Origin of the sequence: Paenibacillus silviterrae (assembly GCF_030167925.1) — a bacterium.
Taxonomy (GTDB): Bacteria; Bacillota; Bacilli; order Paenibacillales; family NBRC-103111; genus Paenibacillus_G; species Paenibacillus_G silviterrae.
Genome location: NZ_JASKUT010000002.1, coordinates 809,315 through 826,645 on the forward strand (window position 1 = coordinate 809,315; position 17,331 = coordinate 826,645).

12 protein-coding genes are annotated in these 17,331 nt (G+C 52.0%); 10 read left to right on the forward strand and 2 right to left on the reverse strand.

The annotated features are described in order from the left end of the window. Positions 1-3: 3 nt before the first annotated feature. On the reverse strand, positions 4-1,851 hold the full coding sequence (locus QMO62_RS27060; protein ID WP_284645609.1) for a sensor histidine kinase: 1,848 nt from the start codon (positions 1,849-1,851) through the stop codon (positions 4-6). A gap of 202 nt (positions 1,852-2,053) precedes the next feature. Between QMO62_RS27060 and QMO62_RS27065 the strand changes: the two genes are divergently transcribed. The 4 genes from QMO62_RS27065 to QMO62_RS27080 are packed head-to-tail and all read left to right on the forward strand — an operon-like array spanning position 2,054 to position 5,959. Further along, complete coding sequence (locus tag QMO62_RS27065) at positions 2,054-3,388, forward strand: ABC transporter substrate-binding protein (protein ID WP_284645610.1); 1,335 nt, start codon at positions 2,054-2,056, stop codon at positions 3,386-3,388. A 4-nt stretch (positions 3,389-3,392) separates the two neighbouring features. Next, entirely contained in the window at positions 3,393-4,268 is an 876-nt protein-coding gene (locus tag QMO62_RS27070) for a carbohydrate ABC transporter permease (protein WP_284645611.1), read from the forward strand. Next, positions 4,265-5,086: a carbohydrate ABC transporter permease gene (locus QMO62_RS27075; RefSeq protein ID WP_284645612.1), complete on the forward strand. Its 822-nt coding sequence runs from the start codon at positions 4,265-4,267 to the stop codon at positions 5,084-5,086. Before QMO62_RS27070 ends, QMO62_RS27075 begins: the two co-directional genes overlap by 4 nt. A gap of 33 nt (positions 5,087-5,119) precedes the next feature. Further along, positions 5,120-5,959: an AraC family transcriptional regulator gene (locus QMO62_RS27080; RefSeq protein WP_284645613.1), complete on the forward strand. Its 840-nt coding sequence runs from the start codon at positions 5,120-5,122 to the stop codon at positions 5,957-5,959. A gap of 50 nt (positions 5,960-6,009) precedes the next feature. Here QMO62_RS27080 and QMO62_RS27085 read toward each other — a convergent pair whose 3' ends face one another. After that, positions 6,010-6,945: a phytanoyl-CoA dioxygenase family protein gene (locus QMO62_RS27085; protein WP_284645614.1), complete on the reverse strand. Its 936-nt coding sequence runs from the start codon at positions 6,943-6,945 to the stop codon at positions 6,010-6,012. Between the two features lie 277 nt (positions 6,946-7,222). On the opposite strand from QMO62_RS27085, the gene QMO62_RS27090 reads away from it, so the two are divergent. From QMO62_RS27090 to QMO62_RS27115, 6 genes are all read left to right on the forward strand, one after another. Continuing rightward, positions 7,223-9,631 carry a glycoside hydrolase family 31 protein gene (locus QMO62_RS27090; protein WP_284645615.1) on the forward strand — a complete coding sequence of 803 codons (2,409 nt, stop codon included), beginning with the start codon at positions 7,223-7,225 and terminating at the stop codon, positions 9,629-9,631. A 41-nt stretch (positions 9,632-9,672) separates the two neighbouring features. Beyond that, on the forward strand, positions 9,673-11,883 hold the full coding sequence (locus tag QMO62_RS27095; RefSeq protein WP_284645616.1) for a helix-turn-helix domain-containing protein: 2,211 nt from the start codon (positions 9,673-9,675) through the stop codon (positions 11,881-11,883). A gap of 541 nt (positions 11,884-12,424) precedes the next feature. Further along, the gene (locus QMO62_RS27100; protein WP_284645617.1) at positions 12,425-13,423 is read left to right on the forward strand and encodes an ABC transporter permease; all 999 of its coding nucleotides are present in this window, start codon (positions 12,425-12,427) and stop codon (positions 13,421-13,423) included. 39 nt (positions 13,424-13,462) lie between these two features. After that, the gene (locus tag QMO62_RS27105) at positions 13,463-14,362 is read left to right on the forward strand and encodes a carbohydrate ABC transporter permease (RefSeq protein ID WP_284645618.1); all 900 of its coding nucleotides are present in this window, start codon (positions 13,463-13,465) and stop codon (positions 14,360-14,362) included. Positions 14,363-14,408: 46 nt separating this feature from the next. Beyond that, positions 14,409-15,995 carry an extracellular solute-binding protein gene (locus tag QMO62_RS27110; RefSeq protein WP_284645619.1) on the forward strand — a complete coding sequence of 529 codons (1,587 nt, stop codon included), beginning with the start codon at positions 14,409-14,411 and terminating at the stop codon, positions 15,993-15,995. A gap of 15 nt (positions 15,996-16,010) precedes the next feature. Next, positions 16,011-17,330, forward strand: coding sequence for an alpha-L-fucosidase (locus tag QMO62_RS27115; protein WP_284645620.1), 1,320 nt, complete (start codon positions 16,011-16,013; stop codon positions 17,328-17,330). Position 17,331 lies beyond the last annotated feature (1 nt).

The following is a 17,331-nucleotide window of genomic DNA, read 5'->3' on the forward strand; positions in this document are numbered from 1 at the left end:
AGCTTACCCTCCGTTCTGAGCTATGCTCCCGCCAATCTGGATCGAAGCGCCGCCTTGCGGCAAAGTCCTAATGTGGAAGGTCATATTCCTTCCGTAAGTCAGCTTAAGCCGAATGTAAAGATTAAGCAGGCCCATACCCTCCAGCTTGAGAATGGGAAATACGCCGGTTTCTTCATATGCTTGAATTTTGGCATGAAGCTGCCCAATACGGTCTTCAGTAAAGCCGGGACCGTTGTCGGATACCTCGACGATCCATCTCCCGTCGGCAGCCGTACCGGTAATGTCAATCCTCCACGGGGGTTCCTTCGTCGTAGCATATTTCAGGGCGTTCTCGGCGAGCGGCTGAATAACCAGCTTCGGAATACGGAGCGGCAGCAGCCTTGGGTCTATCGCGAACGAGTACTGCAGCTTGGAGCCGAACCGAAGCTGATTTACGTCCAAAAATTTAATGGTATAAAGTATCTCTTCTTCCATAGCAACCAGCGACACATCTGACGAAATATAGCGAAGAAACCCGGACATATTCTCGGACATAGCGATGATTTGGTCATTCATTTGTTCTTCGGCCATGACATGGATCGTAGCCAGTGTATTGTACAGAAAATGCGGATTCATCTGGGACTGGAGCGCGATAAGCTTCGATTGCAGCTCCTGCGATTGGGAGAGCAGCAGCTCATCCATTGATTCCTTCAAGCGGGCACTCATCTTCACAAATGACCAATGCAGCTGGTCAAGCTCGCTGAGTCCGCTGTTCAGTACGCGATAAGCACCGTGATCCTCGGTCAGATCCTCAAGCCGCATATTTTGTATGGTGCGGTGAATCTTCAGAATGGGCAGAGTGATTCGTTTGGCGGCAAAGTACGACAAGATGATAGCAAACAGCATGATCAAGAAAGCAATCAGCACGGTCTGCTTGGTAAATTGAAATAACGGAGCAAACAGCTGCTCCTCGGAAACAATGATGACCGTACTCCATCCCGTAAATTCCGAGTAGTGAGCAGAAACCAGCTCTTTTTTACGTGTGTTCGGATGCAGGAAGGCGGCTTGTTTCAACGTCGTCCCGTCAGGCTGGATATAGGCTTCATATTGTGAAGGATCAGCTTGAAGCGGATAAAGCATTTGACCTTCATCGTTATAAATCAGAATCTGTGCCTCATAGGGGTTCTGTAAAGCAAAGTCCGTGACGCTCTTGAAAACTCGGCTGAAATATTGCTTCACCTCAATGATCCCCATCGGAGCGTGAAAGCTGTCATAGAACAACCGATAAAGGGAGAGGGAGTATTGCTTCTCATGAGAGGAGCTGAATTTGGACATGGCTTCATCCGGCACGGGAGAGCTGATGTATTTCGCGCCCTGCTGATCGACAACACGTTGAAACCACTGCTGTTCCGACGGACGATAAGTTCGCTCGCTGTTATCGAATCCGCTGCCGTATACTTTACTTTCGAAATCATATAAATAAATTTGTTCCACAGGCCGGGTCGGCCCGATTACGGCGGTAAGAATTTCCGTCAATTCCTTGGCGTTCTCCAAAGCACCGATAGGACTGTAAACGCTACCATCTCCATCGTCCTTTTTGCCCTCCGAGTAGGCCAAGTAGCGCTGAAACCGATTTTTCACCAAATTGGAGTACATGACATTAAGCGATACACTGTTCATCTTCTGAATTTCCGAATCGAGCTGCTCCTGGATGGAGCGTCCCGTGCTTTCCAGCGAATCCAATGCATTCTTCTTCAGCAGCTCGGAAGCCCAGACGGAGAAGCATATGACCAGCACGGCAAAAACAACCACAATGATCAAAGAATAAGTGGAAAACAGGATCATACGAATGGTGCCGAAACGCTCTCGCATAATGCCTCCTCAAGGGGGAATATGGAATAGCTGGTTTCATTTTCATACGAAGCGAATCATTTGTCAAAGGTTTTCGGAAGCAGATTCGGTAAAAAAAACACAAAAAACGAATCTCATTTCTCCATGGCATCGCTATGGACACCGATTTATAATTATTTATGTAAGCGGATTCACGAATGAAATTTATCCAAGGGGTGCGTTCATGATGAAACGATCGGTTTGGATGTCTTCGGTTTTGCTGTTGTCCGGCTCAGTGGTGACCGCGTGCAGCGGAGGGTCGACTCCGGCAGCAGGCACTGCGCCTAACACAACGGCGGAGCAGGCCAGGAAGCAGGTTACGTTGACCTATATCGCGAGCCAAGGCTGGATCAAGGACGCGGAAATGCAGCTCGCCAAAAAGTTCGAGCAGGAGACGGGAATTAGGATCGATTATCAGATCGTTCCCGCCGATCAGTATTTTAACGTATTGAAGACGAAGCTCAATTCCAAGGAAGGACCGGACCTGTTCGGAGGGCAAAGCGGGAAGAGTGAAATCAAGCTGAATTACAACGTGGAGAAAAATGCCGTCGATCTGAGCGACCAGGAGTGGGTGAAGCGCGAAGATCCGCTTTCCGTCGATCAACTGACACTGAACGGAAAGGTGTATGCACAGACCATATGGGATACGGGAAACAGCTTCGTCATTGCCTATAACAAAAAAATATTCGAAAAGCTGGGGCTTTCCGTTCCGAAAACTTACGAGGAGCTTAAGCAAGCGAGCTTGAAGATTAAGGAATCCGGGGTGACACCGATCTATGAGCCGGTAGCGGACGGCTGGCATCATGTGCTGTGGTTTGCCGAGCCGGGTCCGAGATACGATGAAGTGACTCCGAATCTATATAACGATCTGAACGACAACAAAAAGAAGTTCGCAGACGATCCGACGATGCTGCTCGCGCTAAATCAGCTGAAAGAGATGTACCAGCTCGGGTTTTTCGGCGATAATGCGCTCTCGGATACCGGCTCCAATACGGCAGCGAAGCTCGCGAGCGGCAAGTTTGCCATGTCTCTTGCGGCGCAGAGCGTCGTGAAGGACATCGTCAAAGCGAATCCTGAGCTTAAAGAGGAGGACTTCGGCTTCTTCGTCATTCCGCTCGCAGACAACCAATTCTATTACATCAATCCGGGTGGCCCAAGCAAATTTATATATTCCGGGTCCAAGCATATTGAAGAAGCGAAGCGATATTTGGCGTATCTGGCCAAGCCGGAAAATCTCCAATTCATGATCGATAACGACCCGACGATTTCGAACCTGAACTTCTCCGGATTGAAGGATAAATATACGGCCGAGCAGAAAAAGCTGTTCGCGGCGTATCCGAAGAGAGGAACGGACATCCAGGACTACGTCAACTACGTGAATCCGCAGTGGATGGATATCGGAAAGGATTTGACAGCTATGTTCAGCAATACGATGCAGCCGGCGGATATTTTGAAAAATATTGATAAACGCAGAGCGAACATGGCCGGTGTGGCCAAGGACCCGGGCTGGGTAAAGTAAGCCTATGAGAGAGCAAATGTATCCGTCCTACTTTACTTGGGGGACGCTGGGAATGTATGCCGTATTTTTCGTCCTGCCCGGCTTGATGGGCTTCTATTACTCGTTCACGGATTGGAACAGCTTCTCCGACGAAATCAACTTTATCGGATGGGACAATTTCAAAATTTTGTTTTCCACAGACGAGAATTATGTAAGCTACGCTTGGAACACGCTGAATTTCACCATATCGACCGTTATATTGAAAACGGTGCTGGGACTACTGCTTGCCCTGGCTTTGAATCAAGGCATCCGTATGAAGGGCTTTCACCGCGTCATGATCTTTATGCCCTCCATTGTGCCGATGCTGGTGGTGGGCCTGATCTTCAAGTCCATCCTGAATCCGGAAACCGGTCTGTTGAATGAAACGTTACGTTTCCTCGGCTTGGCGGCATGGACTCAGAAATGGCTGGTGGATGTGCAGTGGGCGTTCAAATCGATTATTGCAGTCGATACCTGGAAGGGCGTCGGTTATATTATGATCATTCTGCTTGCCGGCATTCAATCGATCTCAAGGTCTTATTATGAAGCGGCGGAGATCGACGGGGCAAATGCGTGGCAGCGGCTGAAATCGATTACGCTTCCGCTGCTGATGCCGGCCTTGACGGTTACCACGGTGCTGAACCTGCTCCACGGCCTGAAGGTATTCGAGGCGGTGTACGTGCTTACCAACGGGGGACCCGGCTATGCAACGGATGTGCTGTATACGGTCATTTTCAAGGAATTTTCCATGGGAAGATACGGTGTCGGCACGGCCCTTTCCTCGGTGTTATTTTTGTTCATGACCCTTATCGGGTATTTCGTAATCCGCTTGATGGCTAGAGAGGGGGAGCATGAGCATTGATTGGAAAGTCTATTCAAGCTTTGCTTCGTAACGGTCTCGCCTGGCTGCTGAGCTTGTTGATGTTCGTTCCGCTGCTGTTGATCGTGATCAACTCCCTCAAGGATCAGGTGCAAGCGAGCTCCATGGGGATGGATTTGCCGGATCGGCTTCACTGGAGCAATTATGCTGTCGTCATAGAGCAGGGGAAGCTGCTCCAGTCCTTCTTCAACAGCTTATTGTATTCCGGGGCCTCTACGGTACTCGGCATCGCCCTGTCGGCTGTGGCCGCCTACATCTTTGCCCGAAACGCGACAAGGCTTCACCGTTTCTTTTACTTCTTCATAATTTTGGGGATCGCCATGCCGGTCAATTTCGTGACGCTTACCAAGGTCATGCAGTTCACGCACTTAAACAATACGCAGCTCGGCATTATTATTTTGCTTGCGGTTCATTCGATTCCGTTCACCGTATTCCTGATCTACGGCTTTATCGGCACAGTGCCAAGAGAGCTTGACGAAGCCGGGATCATGGACGGCTGTCCGCCGTTCAAGCTGTTCTTCCTCATTGTGCTTCCACTGCTCAAGCCTGTGGTTGTCACGGTAGGCATTTTGAATTTCATGGGGGCATGGAATGACTTTGTGCATTCTCTCTACTATTTAAACAGCTCGGACAAATGGCCAATGACGCTGGCGGTTTACAATTTCTTCGGCAGGTACCAGGTGAACTGGAATCTCGTATCGGCGGATATTGTGCTGACGACGCTGCCGGTTATCCTGATTTATCTTCTGGGACAGCGCTACATCATTGCAGGGATGACCTCGGGTGCAGTCAAAGGCTAGGTTGGGGATTCCGCGGAAAAGGAGGGATTGAATATGTTTTTTCACGATATTCGCATGGAAAAGGAGCTGATCTTCGAGCGTAGGATCGACAGCGAGGTGGAGCATGAGCTCCACATGCACGATTTGCTCGAAATCAATGTGCTCCTTGAGAATCGGGCGGAATTCAGGCTTTTGAACGAATCGTATGCCGGCGAGCCCGGGGACGTATTCATCTTTCGCCCGTATGAGCCGCATTACAATTTGACCGTGGACGCCGCTAAGCCGATCAAGTGGATTATGGTGCTGTTCTCTCCCTCCATTGTGAGGATGATTCCCTACGGGTACCGACTGCTGTATCCGTTCTACACCGCCGCCTCGGCGCCGCACATTCCTGCGGCGTCCTTCTACGCACAGAGCATTCAAGCGGCGGCGCGCGCGGCCTTCGAGGAGCAAGAGAAGCGGCTTCACGGCTGGGAATCGAAGCAAATGATGCATTTTATCGATATATTGGTCCAAATTTACCGGTATTCCTTAGACTGCTTGTCGGAAAGGGAGCAAGCGGAGATAGAGACGGGCGTGGTGGCGACGGTGGCTTACATTCTGAGGCACATTACGGAGGATATTGATATTCGGGAGCTGATCGAGATTTACGGCAAGGGGAAAACGAATTTTTACACCAGCTTCAAGCAGGCGGTAGGCGTCACCCCGAATCAGTTTATTCACCGGCTGCGAATGCAGATCGCCATGTATTTGCTCAAAACGACGGACAAATCGATTACCGACATTGCCTTCGAATGCGGGTATCATTCCATTCATTATTTTAATAAGCATTTCAAACAGTACCGCAATCTTTCCCCTAGGGAATACCGCAACCGGACGAAGAAGGCAATATAGTGAGGGCTGTCCCGAAGTCTGCGTATGGCGGACACGGGACAGCCCGCCGTTTATCGGGCGGCGTTGAGCGTACGAACCACCTTCAAGTGCTCTCTTTCCGCCTCGGAATACTGAGTCTGAAGCTGATCCCAATATTTCGGCGGCGTGACGGGGGTGCCGGCAAAGGAAAAGCCATTCTCATCCAGACGGAGAGGGCCGTTCAGATTCGTTGCATCAAAGCCAAGCTCAACCCGCTTATCCAGCATCATTCGGAGCAGCCGATAACGGTCCTCGCTCCAGCCCGGAAGCTCCTTCGCCCACGCCTCAGGCGCATAGCTGTCTTGGTAGACTTCTTCATTCAAGTAATGAATATAGAAGATGCGCCGCTGCCGGTCGGAAGGATTGAAGGCAGAGCCGTGCGGGGTGGAGAGACAGTGAAACAGTACATCGCCAGCTTCCATCTCCAGCGGAACCGCACCGCAGCGGTTGTAGAGATCCTCCTCGGATACCTGCTTCAGATCGACGTGGCCGACCAAATGCCGTCCGTGGATCGCCCAGACGCAGCCGTTATCCGGACCCGAATGGTCCAAATAAATATCCGTCGTAAAGTTCGGAATGCCGAAGGTCGTCGAACGGCTTCGCGCCCCGTAGGGAGGATCCTGATGCCAGTGAACCGGTGCGCCGGAATTGGCAAGCTTTACGACGAGGGAATCGTTCCAGGGATAGAAGGAATGGCCGATAATTTGCCCGATATTTTCGAGCAGCTCCTGCTTCACCGTGACGGCGAGGAAGATGTCGTCACGCTGCCACATTTTCTCAGACCGCCAGTAGGTTTGGCTGCCGTCTCTCGTATAGTAGCGGTGATCCGAGCCTGTTCGGGCCACGCCTTCCGCCTGCACGGCGTCCGCCGCTTTTTGCAGCAGCTCCAGCTCCCTGCCTTTGAATAAACCTCTCATGATCAAATAGCCGTTCTTATGGAAATCTTCAATCTGTTCTTGTGTGAGCATTCTTTCACTCCACTCCTTCGCAAAAGGTTCATTATCAAGCTCAAGGTTATCGTAGCATACGGAACGTGGGGATACCTTTCTAACTTAAGGGATGCATTTGCAATTTTGTTCAGCCTCAGACGTTTCGGACGGCTTTGAACAAAATCACAAAAACGGACACCGGTCCAGACAAGTTTGCCGGTTATGGATTCGTTATACTTATCACATCGATAGATCAGAGGAAGCTGCAGTCCTCGAAACGTGTGATTTCAACTTAGGGGGAAGGAGTCTGTTCATTATGAAAATTATTGGTTATGAACGCGGTGAACGAGGCTTGATCCTCGAAACGACGAAGGGACGGATCCAAATTGAGATTTACAGTCCCTCCATTCTGCATATCGTCTATACGCATGAGGAGGAATTCAGTACCAAGGAGAGCTTGGCCGTGGTGCCTGAGGCGTATCAGGGTGCTGAGTGGAGCCTGACGGAGTCCGAAGGGACGATCGAGCTGATTACCTCAAGGCTTCAGCTTAGCATTCTGAAAGCAACAGGAGCGTTTCGGTACCGGGATCGGAACGGGCGCCTGCTCGCCAAAGAGCCTGACCGGGGCGGCAAATCCCTCGTAGCGACGGAGGCGGTCCGTTACGTCTATGACGATACCTCGTCGGTAACCAGCAGCATGTCGGCCGATGGGGTACGTGTCCAGGCGGAAGCCAAGGACGCGATCGTACGCAAAGCCTACCACACCAAGCTCGAGTTCGAGTGGGCGGAGGGAGAGGCGCTGTACGGGCTCGGCTCGCACGAGGAAGGCATCATGAATTTGAGGGGAACGAGCCAATACTTGTATCAGCAAAATATGAAAGCCGTCGTGCCTATGCTGGTTTCGACAAAAGGGTACGGTATTCTCATGGACAGCTATGGCCTGATGACTTTTCATGACGATGCTCACGGCTCTTATTTATGGACTGATACGGATGACGAGCTTGACTATTACTTCATCTATGGACCGGAAATGGGAGAGGTAGTATCAGGCTTCCGCACGCTTACTGGCCGTGCTCCCATGCTCCCGAGATGGGCGTTCGGCTACGCGCAGTCGAAGGAGCGCTACAAGTCGCAGGAGGAATTGATTAACGTCGTTAAGGAATATCGGGAGCGACAAATTCCTCTAGACATGATCATTCTGGACTGGATGTCCTGGACGGGTAATCTATGGGGACAGAAGTCCTTTGATCCCGAACGGTTTCCTGACCCGGCGGGAATGATGAGAATCCTTCATTCGATGGATGCGAAGCTGATGGTATCCATCTGGCCGATCATGAACAACGACGGTCCGAACCACCGGGAGATGAAAGAGCATAACACGCTGCTCGGTAACCAAGCGACCTATGACGCCTTTAGTGAGAAGGCACGGCAGCTCTACTGGAAGCAGGCTTACGAAGGGTTGTTCTCGCATGGGATCGATGCATGGTGGTGCGACTGTACGGAGCCCTTCGAGGCCGATTGGAAGGGCGAGGTTAAGCCGGAGCCGGAGCAGCGGCTGGCCATCAATACCGGCCGGTCCAAGAAGTATTTGGATCCGGAATACATCAATGCTTATTCCCTGATGCACTCCAAGGGGATTTATGAGGGACAGCGGGAGGTCACGCTGGAGAAACGCGTCGTGAATCTGACCCGCTCCGCTTACTCGGGTCAGCAGCGCTACAGCGCCATCACCTGGTCCGGCGATACGTGCGCCAAGTGGGAGACGCTGCGCAAGCAGGTTCCCGCGGGCCTGAATTTCTGTGCCGCCGGCGTACCTTACTGGACCTCGGATATCGGCGCATTCTTCGTTGCCAAGAAGGAGCAATGGTTCTGGGACGGTGATTATGACCGAGGCTGCGACGACCCGGCTTACCGGGAGCTTTATCTGCGATGGTTTCAGTACGGCGCCTTCCTGCCTATGTTCCGCTCACATGGGACAGATACGCCGAGGGAGGTATGGCGCTTCGGGGAACCCGGTTCCGTAATCTATGATACGCTCGTTACATTTATCAAGCTGCGCTATCGGCTGCTTCCCTACATTTACTCCATTGCCGGTATGGTGACGCTCCGGCACGATACGATGATGCGTCCGCTTGCCTTTGATTTCCGCGCGGATGAGAACACGTACGATATATCGGATCAATATATGCTCGGTCCGGCGCTCCTGGTCAATCCGGTGCTGGAGCCTGTGGGGGAAGCTCAGCGCTTCTGCCGTTCCGTTTATTTGCCGCGAGGAGTACAGTGGTATGATTTCTGGAGCGGGGAACAGCACGCAGGCGGGCAATGGGTTAACGCCGACGCAGGTCTGGATACCATGCCTCTGTTCGTGCGCGCAGGCTCGATTGTACCGGTAGGACCGGACATTAAACACAGTTTGGAGCTGCAGGATGCACCTTGGCAGCTGCTCGTTTATTCGGGGGAAAGCGGAAGCTTCACCATCTATGAAGATGAGGGAGATAGCTATCGGTATGAGCAAGGTCAGTACGCCGCCACAACGATTCGCTGGGATGATGAAGCCTCGATATTGACGATTGAGGACCGGGAAGGCTCGTATGCAGGAATGAATCCAAAGCGAGCGTTTCTCGTTCATAAGGTAACGGAAGGGCAGGGCTTTGTTAAGCTTACGGCGGATCCAGTCGGCCAACCGATTATCTATGAAGGAAAGACGGTACGAATTCAGCTGTAGCTTCGACGGAGCTTGGCCGCGAAAAGGAGGGGAGGAAGGCTGTGAGTCGGCATCAGACGATGTTTTACCGCTTTTTGCTGTCCTATCTGGTGATCCTGCTAATTCCCATTCTCGTTGGAGTGTATGCGTATAACCGGACGGTAGACGTCGTCAGAAACGATGCGGCGCAGCTGAACCTCTCCGTCCTTGAGCAAAGCAAAGACACGATGGACCGGCTGTTTGAAGAAACTCAAGATTTGGTCTCGCGATTGTCGATCGACAGTCGGACACAGCTGCTGATGGAGACTGCCAAGTCGCCTTTAACCGCGGAATCGATATACGAGCTGGCTCAGCTGCGAACCGGCTTGAGAAAGACGGTATTCAATAAGCTGATAACCGATGTGCACATTTATTTTGACCGGAGCCGCTATATTGTTTCTCCGGAAACCGTCAGCAGTGTGTCAGAGTTGCCGTTGCGCTTCAATAATTCGCCGTATGAGGGATGGCTGCAAGATATGCTGGGCGAGTCGAACCGGGAGAGCCGGTATATCAGCATCGAGGAATTGACGGTGAACGGGCAGAGCCGCAGCGGTCTGGTTTATGTGAATCCCCTGCCGGCAGGCTACTCAATTAAGAAGGAAGGCGCTATCGTCGTCTACTTGAACCAGCGTCATATTACCAATATGCTGGAACGACTCGTGATCGGCGATCATGGCTTTGCTTATATTCAAGACTCCGCGGGGACAATCATTTCCTCCTTGCATGGGGAAGGCGGACCTTGGGAGCTGCTTACCTTGCCGAAAGAGTCCGCTAACGGATACACCTTCCAAACCATCCATGAGCAAAGTATGCTGGTCACCTATTCCACCTCCGCACAGAACGGATGGACCTATGTCGCGGCGTTTCCCTCTGAGCTGGTGATGGAGAAAGCCGGCTATATCAAAAGGATTACGTGGACTCTCGTTCTGCTCGCCCTCCTCATCGGGAGCCTTGTCGCACTGTACTTATCTTATACAAACAACAAGCCTCTACAAGAGCTTCTGTTATCGGTGAAGGAGCTCGACGGCATCATGAAGCTGCAGCTGCCCTTCTTGAGGAGATCCTTCATTGAAAGATGGTTGAGGGGAGAGTTCCATTCCTTCAAGGAATGGGAGGCGCACGCGGCCCAAGCGCAGCTGAAAGACCAGCAAACGCGATATACAGCTGCCGTCATCAGGATTCATGCCACGAGTGAGCGGGGGGAAGTGGACACATATGCTTTCGATGTCGCTCGATACGACAGAGCTAAGCTTCTTACCTGCTGTCCGGAGCAGGAGGGCCATCTCCATGAAATAAGGCGGGGCAAGCTGGTCCTTGTGATCCCGGTGGAGGAACGGCTTGGAGTAACCGAAGCCGCCAAGGACATCAGTTGCGGGCTGTCGAAATGGCAGGAGCACCTTAGGAACGAGCTTCAATTGACGACGGCTATAGGGGTCGGATCCATCTGCGATGATCCTTTGCTGCTGTGCAAATCATACCAGGAGGCGGAGCAGGCGGTGGAAGGGCGTCTCTTGGAGAACCTTCATCGTGTGGTATGGTTTCAAGCGATGGCTGGCAGCTCCTCGTCCTATTATTATCCGCTGGATGTTGAGCTGAAGCTTATGAATCTGGTGAAAACAGGCGATAGGAATGGGCTCGATCTTGTGCTCGAGCAGATTGAAGTACAGAACGTGGAGTACCGCCAACTATCTCTCAGCAAGAAACGGCAGCTGTTTTATGAAATCAGAGGCACGCTATACAAGCTTTCCGACCAGCCGGAGGGCGGGACCTGTCCATTCCGGGAGGAAGTGGAGGCGCTGGAGCGGATGGAGGAGGAAGGGGAGTTTGACTTCTCCCATCTGGCATCTCTGGCCAGGTCTATGTGCAAACGAATGGCGAACCAGCAGCAATCGATGGAGCGGGTAGAGCTGTTCGAGGAGATGAAGCGGATGTTGAACTCGGGCTTTACCGATTCCAGTTTGAGTCTATCGGTTCTGGCCGACCGGTTCCGGCTGTCGGAAAGCGCGGCCTCCGTCTTCTTCAAGGACCAGTCCGGCATCCCCTTCTCCGATTATTTAGAGCAGCTTCGACTTGAAAAGGCATGTTGTCTGCTGATGGAAACGGCGCTACCGATCCAAGAGATTGCCGTACAGGTCGGCTACAATAGCGATAAAGCGTTTCGCCGGGCGTTCAAAAGGGTCGTTGGCATCCAGCCGACCTCCTATAGAAAAACAATTCGTGCTGCTGAGCATTAGCTCACAAAGATAGAAAGCCTTGGTAGCAAAGTGGGGAATTACCCCGCATGCCAAGGCTTTTTAACATGAATGGTTGGAGGTAGTCCATGAGAATTCCGTCACGCGTCCAACAAGGGATGCAAAGGTGCAAAAGTGCAGAAATCCACGAACCCAAGTGAAGCTCAGAAAAAGATTTGTGAGAATAGGCAGCTTTGAAAACTCACAATGGCTGAAAACGAGGCAAATGGCCATGGAATGTTGTTCCGTTCGAAGCTGAACAGGCCCTTTCAACGGCCGCGCCAAGCATGGAGTTCACCCGAGAGGATGAGGCCAGATAATGCTGCATCCGTATCGTTAAAGAAAGGTGTGCTGCTGCTAAAGAATGGTACCTTAACCCGCCATTGCAGGGACCCAGCCAAAGGTGAAGGTGCCGCGAGCACCGCGGTTTCAGTCGTTAGGAAGAAAGGTATGCAGGGGAATGAACTGTTCCTTTACGAAAGCGCTCGCATCCTTTACGTTTGGTTTAAGCGCTTTCACATTTGATGCTTGGAGGAGACAGGAGATGAGCATGGTACATGAAACGGGTTCCCGTTCCGCCCTGGCCCGTCCGCGGTGGATAAGCCGCTGGCTTGCCGACTGCCTGACTAGAGCGAAGAAACAAAGATTACTGCTGCTGCTGCTGCTGCCCGGTGTGCTTTATTTCATTATCTTTAACTACATTCCCCTATACGGCGTGCTCATTGCCTTCAAGAACTTTAAGATGCAGGAGGGGCAGAGCTTCCTATCCGCGCTGATCAGCTCCCCTTGGGCGGGAAACCTTGGTTTGGATCATTTCAAGCAGTTCGTTCAAGGGCCGCACTTTGGAAAGCTGATGGCGAATACGTTTCTGCTGGGGCTTTATTCCATTGTGTTCGGCTTCCCGGCTCCCATCTTATTTGCACTGCTGCTGAACGAGCTGAGACACAAATACTACAAGTCCTTCGTGCAGACCATCAGTTATCTCCCTTATTTTCTTTCCGTTGTCGCCGTGGTCGGAATGATGAAGATGGTGCTTTCGCCGGGAGATGGCATTGTGAACGTAGTGCTGCAAAAGCTGGGTTTTGAGCCGGTCTATTTTATGTCCATGCCGGAATGGTTCCGTACGCTGTTCATTGGTTCCGGAATCTGGACCGGGCTGGGCATGGGAGCCGTGATTTACCTTGCAGCCTTGTCCAAGGTGGATTCGGATCAATACGAATCAGCGGTCATCGACGGAGCGACCCGGCTCCAGCAAATATGGCATATCACCCTCCCCGCGATCAAGCCCGTCGTAATCATTATGCTGATTTTGAATTTGTCCGGCGTGCTGCAGGTCGGTGCTGAGAAAATCATCCTGATGTACTCGCCGCTGACCTACGATACCGCAGATGTGCTGTCCACGTACGTATACCGTCGCGGTCTGGTGGAGCTGAACTTCAGCTTCGGGGCCGCCGTAGACTTATTCAACGCAGTAATCAACGTACTTTTCCTAGTAACAGCGAACCATCTCGCCAGGCGATTTACTGAGGAAAGTCTCTGGTAGCCCGGTGCTGCCTACACACAAGGGAAAGGAGTGAAACATTTGGTTAGAGATACGACGTGGAGCTCGAAGGCTCTTGATTTGGTTGTCCACACGATCATGATTCTGGTGCTGCTCATTACCTTGCTCCCTTTACTCCATGTGCTTTCCATTTCGTTAAGCGACCCCAAAGCCATCAGTGAAGGCAAGGTAGGGCTGTGGCCCGTCAGCGTGAATGTGCAAGCATACTTTACGATCCTCTTTGAGAATGTGCATGTGCCGAGATCCTTTCTGAACTCGGTTCTTATTACGGCGGTCGGAACCCTGCTGAACGTGATAATTACTACGGTTACCGCTTATGTACTAGCCAAGAAGGAATTGCTGTTCAAACCGTTCTTCATGGCTCTGGCCATACTACCGATGTTTTTCAGCGGCGGCACGATCCCGATGTTTCTTCTGGTCAAGTCACTCGGAATAATGGATACCATTTGGTCCGTCATCGTTCCCCAGCTGATCAGCTCCTGGTGGCTGGTCATCATGATTTCCTTTTTCAAAAATTTCCCCAAGGAGCTGGAAGAGGCCGCGCGGATCGACGGGTGCAATGAATGGAAGAGTCTTGTGAGCATCGTACTGCCCTTATCGAAGGCAGGCGTGGCAACCATTGCCTTGTTCTACGCCGTCTCCCATTGGAATTCCTACTTTTCCGCGCTTCTCTATTTTCGCAGCTACGACCATTATCCGCTTCAGCTCATCTTACGGGAAATCGTGCTGCAGAACACACTGGCCGACACTTTGGCGGCGCAGGGCAACGTAGAGCTGGCAAAGGACCTGAAGTCTGATCTCACGCCCCAAAGCGTTCAATACGCAACCTTAGTCGTATCGATTGTGCCCATGCTTGCGGTGTATCCGTTTATTCAAAAATATTTCGTTCGCGGCATCATGATCGGATCGTTGAAGGGCTAAGGGATTGCATGTCGCATCAACCAATTTCATGTAAAGGGGTAGGATTATGCAGCGTAACAAACCATGGATAGCGGCCATCAGCCTGATTGCGGTACTGTCGACGATGATTGCCGGATGCAATTCAAATCAGGAGCCAACGGGTAAGGATGGCAGCTCTCCGGGAAGCCATCCTAACGGTACGGAGAAAAAGCCCGTTGAAATTACGGTGGCCAGCCAAAACAAATACGCACCTAACAAAATACCGAACGCTTACATTGAGGAAGTGGAGAAACGTTTTGGCATGAAGTGGAAATACGAATCCATTCCTCTATCGGCCGGTATGGAAAAATACAATGTCATGTTTGCGTCAGGGGATTATCCGGACTTCATTCCCAACATGAACAGCTTCAACACGGTGAAAAAATGGGCCGCCTCGGGGTATCTGCTGCCGATTGGGGATTACATCGACAAGCTGCCCAATTATCGGAAGCTGTTTACCGAGGAGCAATGGAAGCTGTTGGTCGACTTCTCCAGTGTCAACGGCAAGCTGTATACGCTGCCCTCTATTAACGGTGTATCCGATCCGATGGTTTGGATTTACCGCAAGGATGTCTTCGACAAGGCCGGAATTGCTCAATTCCCGAAGACTACCGAGGAGCTGTATCAAGCTTTGAAAAGGCTGAAAGCGGCTCAGCCCGATTTTGCCGGTATCGGAGTTCGCGGCGGCTCGGGAAATACGGGCATCAAGGCGCTGATGAGCGGCTTCCAGAACGCATATCGTCTGCCTAAGGACTTAGGCGGCGCAGACGGCTGGGCGGGCTTCTGGAATGACCCGGATGCGGGCAATCAGGTGGTGTTCGGGGCTGCTACCCAGAAGCATCGGGATATGCTCATCTATTTGGCTAAGCTCTATAAGGAAGGGCTGATCGATAAGGAATTTGCTACTTTGTCGGAGCAGCAGTGGACGGAGAAGAGACTGAACGGCAAATATTTGATCGACTTCCAATGGGTCTCGCAGGTGGCCGACCTGACTGAGAAGATGAAGAGCAAGCCTGAGGTCGTCTGGGATTACTCCAGATCGCATTTGCAGGCGGGAGCTCAGCCGGGGCTCGAATTCCGTGCCATCCCGGTGGCTCTCTTCGGGCCGGTGTTCAGCAGCAAGCTGGCGAAGCAGCCAGAGAAGCTGGAGGAGCTTCTTAAGTATATCGATTGGTCGTCGACAGAGGAAGGCCAGCTGTTTCACATGATGGGAATCGAGAATGTCACGTACGAGAAGAAGGAGGGAATCATAGGGTACAAGGAGGGCTTCGACCGCAAGCGGGTCGCTACGGAATATGGCTTCGATTGGTTCCTGAGCAAGAGCTCCGAGGCGTTGAAGGGCGATAAGCTTGCGCAGAAATCGAAGGAAGCCTGGGCCGTCTATGAGAAGCTGCCCTATGTTACCCCTAAGGTCGCTCCGCTGACAGAGGAAGAATCAGGTACGGTTAACGCAACCATGAGCGCAATCAACGATGTGGTGTATCCTTTTGCCACCAAAGCGGTTATGGGGATGCTGGATGTGTCGAAGGATGAGGTGTGGAACAACTATCTGAAGGATTTGGATAAGGTCGGCTTGCAGAAGGTAGGAGACATTTATAAAAAATATTGGAAATAAAGGAGGCTTCCGTTCATGATCGATGAAACTGAGGCTAGCACCGAACCGCTAAGGGGAAACTCCGACTGGTTCGTCCATGACCGGTTCGGCTTGTTTATCCACTGGGGATTGTATGCTCTCGGAGCGAGGCATGAATGGCTGAAGGGCCGGGAGTTCATGTCAAATGAGCAGTATGATCGATACTTCAAGCGCTTTGACCCGGATCTGTACGACCCCGAGCTTTGGGCGCAAACGGCAAGCGATGCCGGCATGAAATATTTTGTTGTGACCACCAAGCACCACGAGGGCTTCTGCCTTTGGGATTCGAAGCATACGGACTACAAGGCTACCCATACGCCGGCAGGGCGGGACCTTCTGCGCCCACTCGTGGATGCTTTCCGCAGCCGGGATATGAAGGTGGGGCTGTACTACTCCCTCCTTGATTGGCATCATCCGCATTATACCGTCGATGTGAAGCATCCGATGCGTTATAACGCTGCCTATGTGGAGCAGGATAAACAGCGTCAGTTTCAGCGGTATGTGGATTATATGCTCCACCAAACTCAAGAGCTGCTGACGGAGTACGGCAAGATAGACTTAATGTTCTATGATTTCTCCATTCCAGCGGAGGAAGGCTTTGCGGGCAAAGGCAAGGACGACTGGCAAAGTGAGAAGCTGGTGAAGCTGATTCGGTCGCTACAGCCGCATATTTTGCTGAACGACCGTTTACAGATCCCTGGAGATATTACGACGCCGGAGCAATATCAGCCCCGATCCGCCCTGCAGATCGACGGGAGACCCGTGGTGTGGGAAGCCTGTCATACCTTCAGCGGCTCCTGGGGCTATTACCGGGACGAAGAAACCTGGAAGAGCGTCGAGGTGCTCGTCAAGATGCTGATCGACAATGTGAGCAAAGGCGGCAATCTGCTCTTGAACGTAGGACCCACGGGACGCGGAGAGCTGGACGAACGAGCGCTTGACCGCTTGAAGGGCATCGGCGAGTGGATGAGGCGGCACAGCGGGTCCATCTACGGCTGCACATCGGCACCGGAAACGTTCGTTTGTCCCCAGGATTGCCGTTATACCTACAATCCCAAGACCAACCGTTTGTACCTGCACGTTTACAGCTGGCCTTTCAAGAGCATCCATTTGGAGGGGCTGGCCGACAAGGTGGAGTATGCTCAGCTGCTGAATGACGCCTCCGAAATTCGGATGACGCACGGAGCGCGGGAAAGCTCAATGGCGGAGGGAGCCTTCCGTGAGGGAAGAAGCGCGGACTTGCTGACACTAACCGTACCCGTCAAAAAACCGAATGTCACGGTACCGGTTATCGAGCTGTTTTTAAAATTGAAATAAA

Excerpts from the sequence above, each read along its gene's own strand:
- QMO62_RS27080 (WP_284645613.1), top strand. The coding sequence starts at position 5,120 with ATGTTTTTTCACGATATTCGCATGGAAAAGGAGCTGATCTTCGAGCGT.
- QMO62_RS27060 (WP_284645609.1), bottom strand. The coding sequence starts at position 1,851 with ATGCGAGAGCGTTTCGGCACCATTCGTATGATCCTGTTTTCCACTTAT.
- QMO62_RS27090 (WP_284645615.1), top strand. The coding sequence starts at position 7,223 with ATGAAAATTATTGGTTATGAACGCGGTGAACGAGGCTTGATCCTCGAA.
- QMO62_RS27110 (WP_284645619.1), top strand. The coding sequence starts at position 14,409 with ATGCAGCGTAACAAACCATGGATAGCGGCCATCAGCCTGATTGCGGTA.
- QMO62_RS27100 (WP_284645617.1), top strand. The coding sequence starts at position 12,425 with ATGAGCATGGTACATGAAACGGGTTCCCGTTCCGCCCTGGCCCGTCCG.
- QMO62_RS27115 (WP_284645620.1), top strand. The coding sequence starts at position 16,011 with ATGATCGATGAAACTGAGGCTAGCACCGAACCGCTAAGGGGAAACTCC.
- QMO62_RS27085 (WP_284645614.1), bottom strand. The coding sequence starts at position 6,945 with ATGCTCACACAAGAACAGATTGAAGATTTCCATAAGAACGGCTATTTG.
- QMO62_RS27065 (WP_284645610.1), top strand. The coding sequence starts at position 2,054 with ATGATGAAACGATCGGTTTGGATGTCTTCGGTTTTGCTGTTGTCCGGC.
- QMO62_RS27070 (WP_284645611.1), top strand. The coding sequence starts at position 3,393 with ATGAGAGAGCAAATGTATCCGTCCTACTTTACTTGGGGGACGCTGGGA.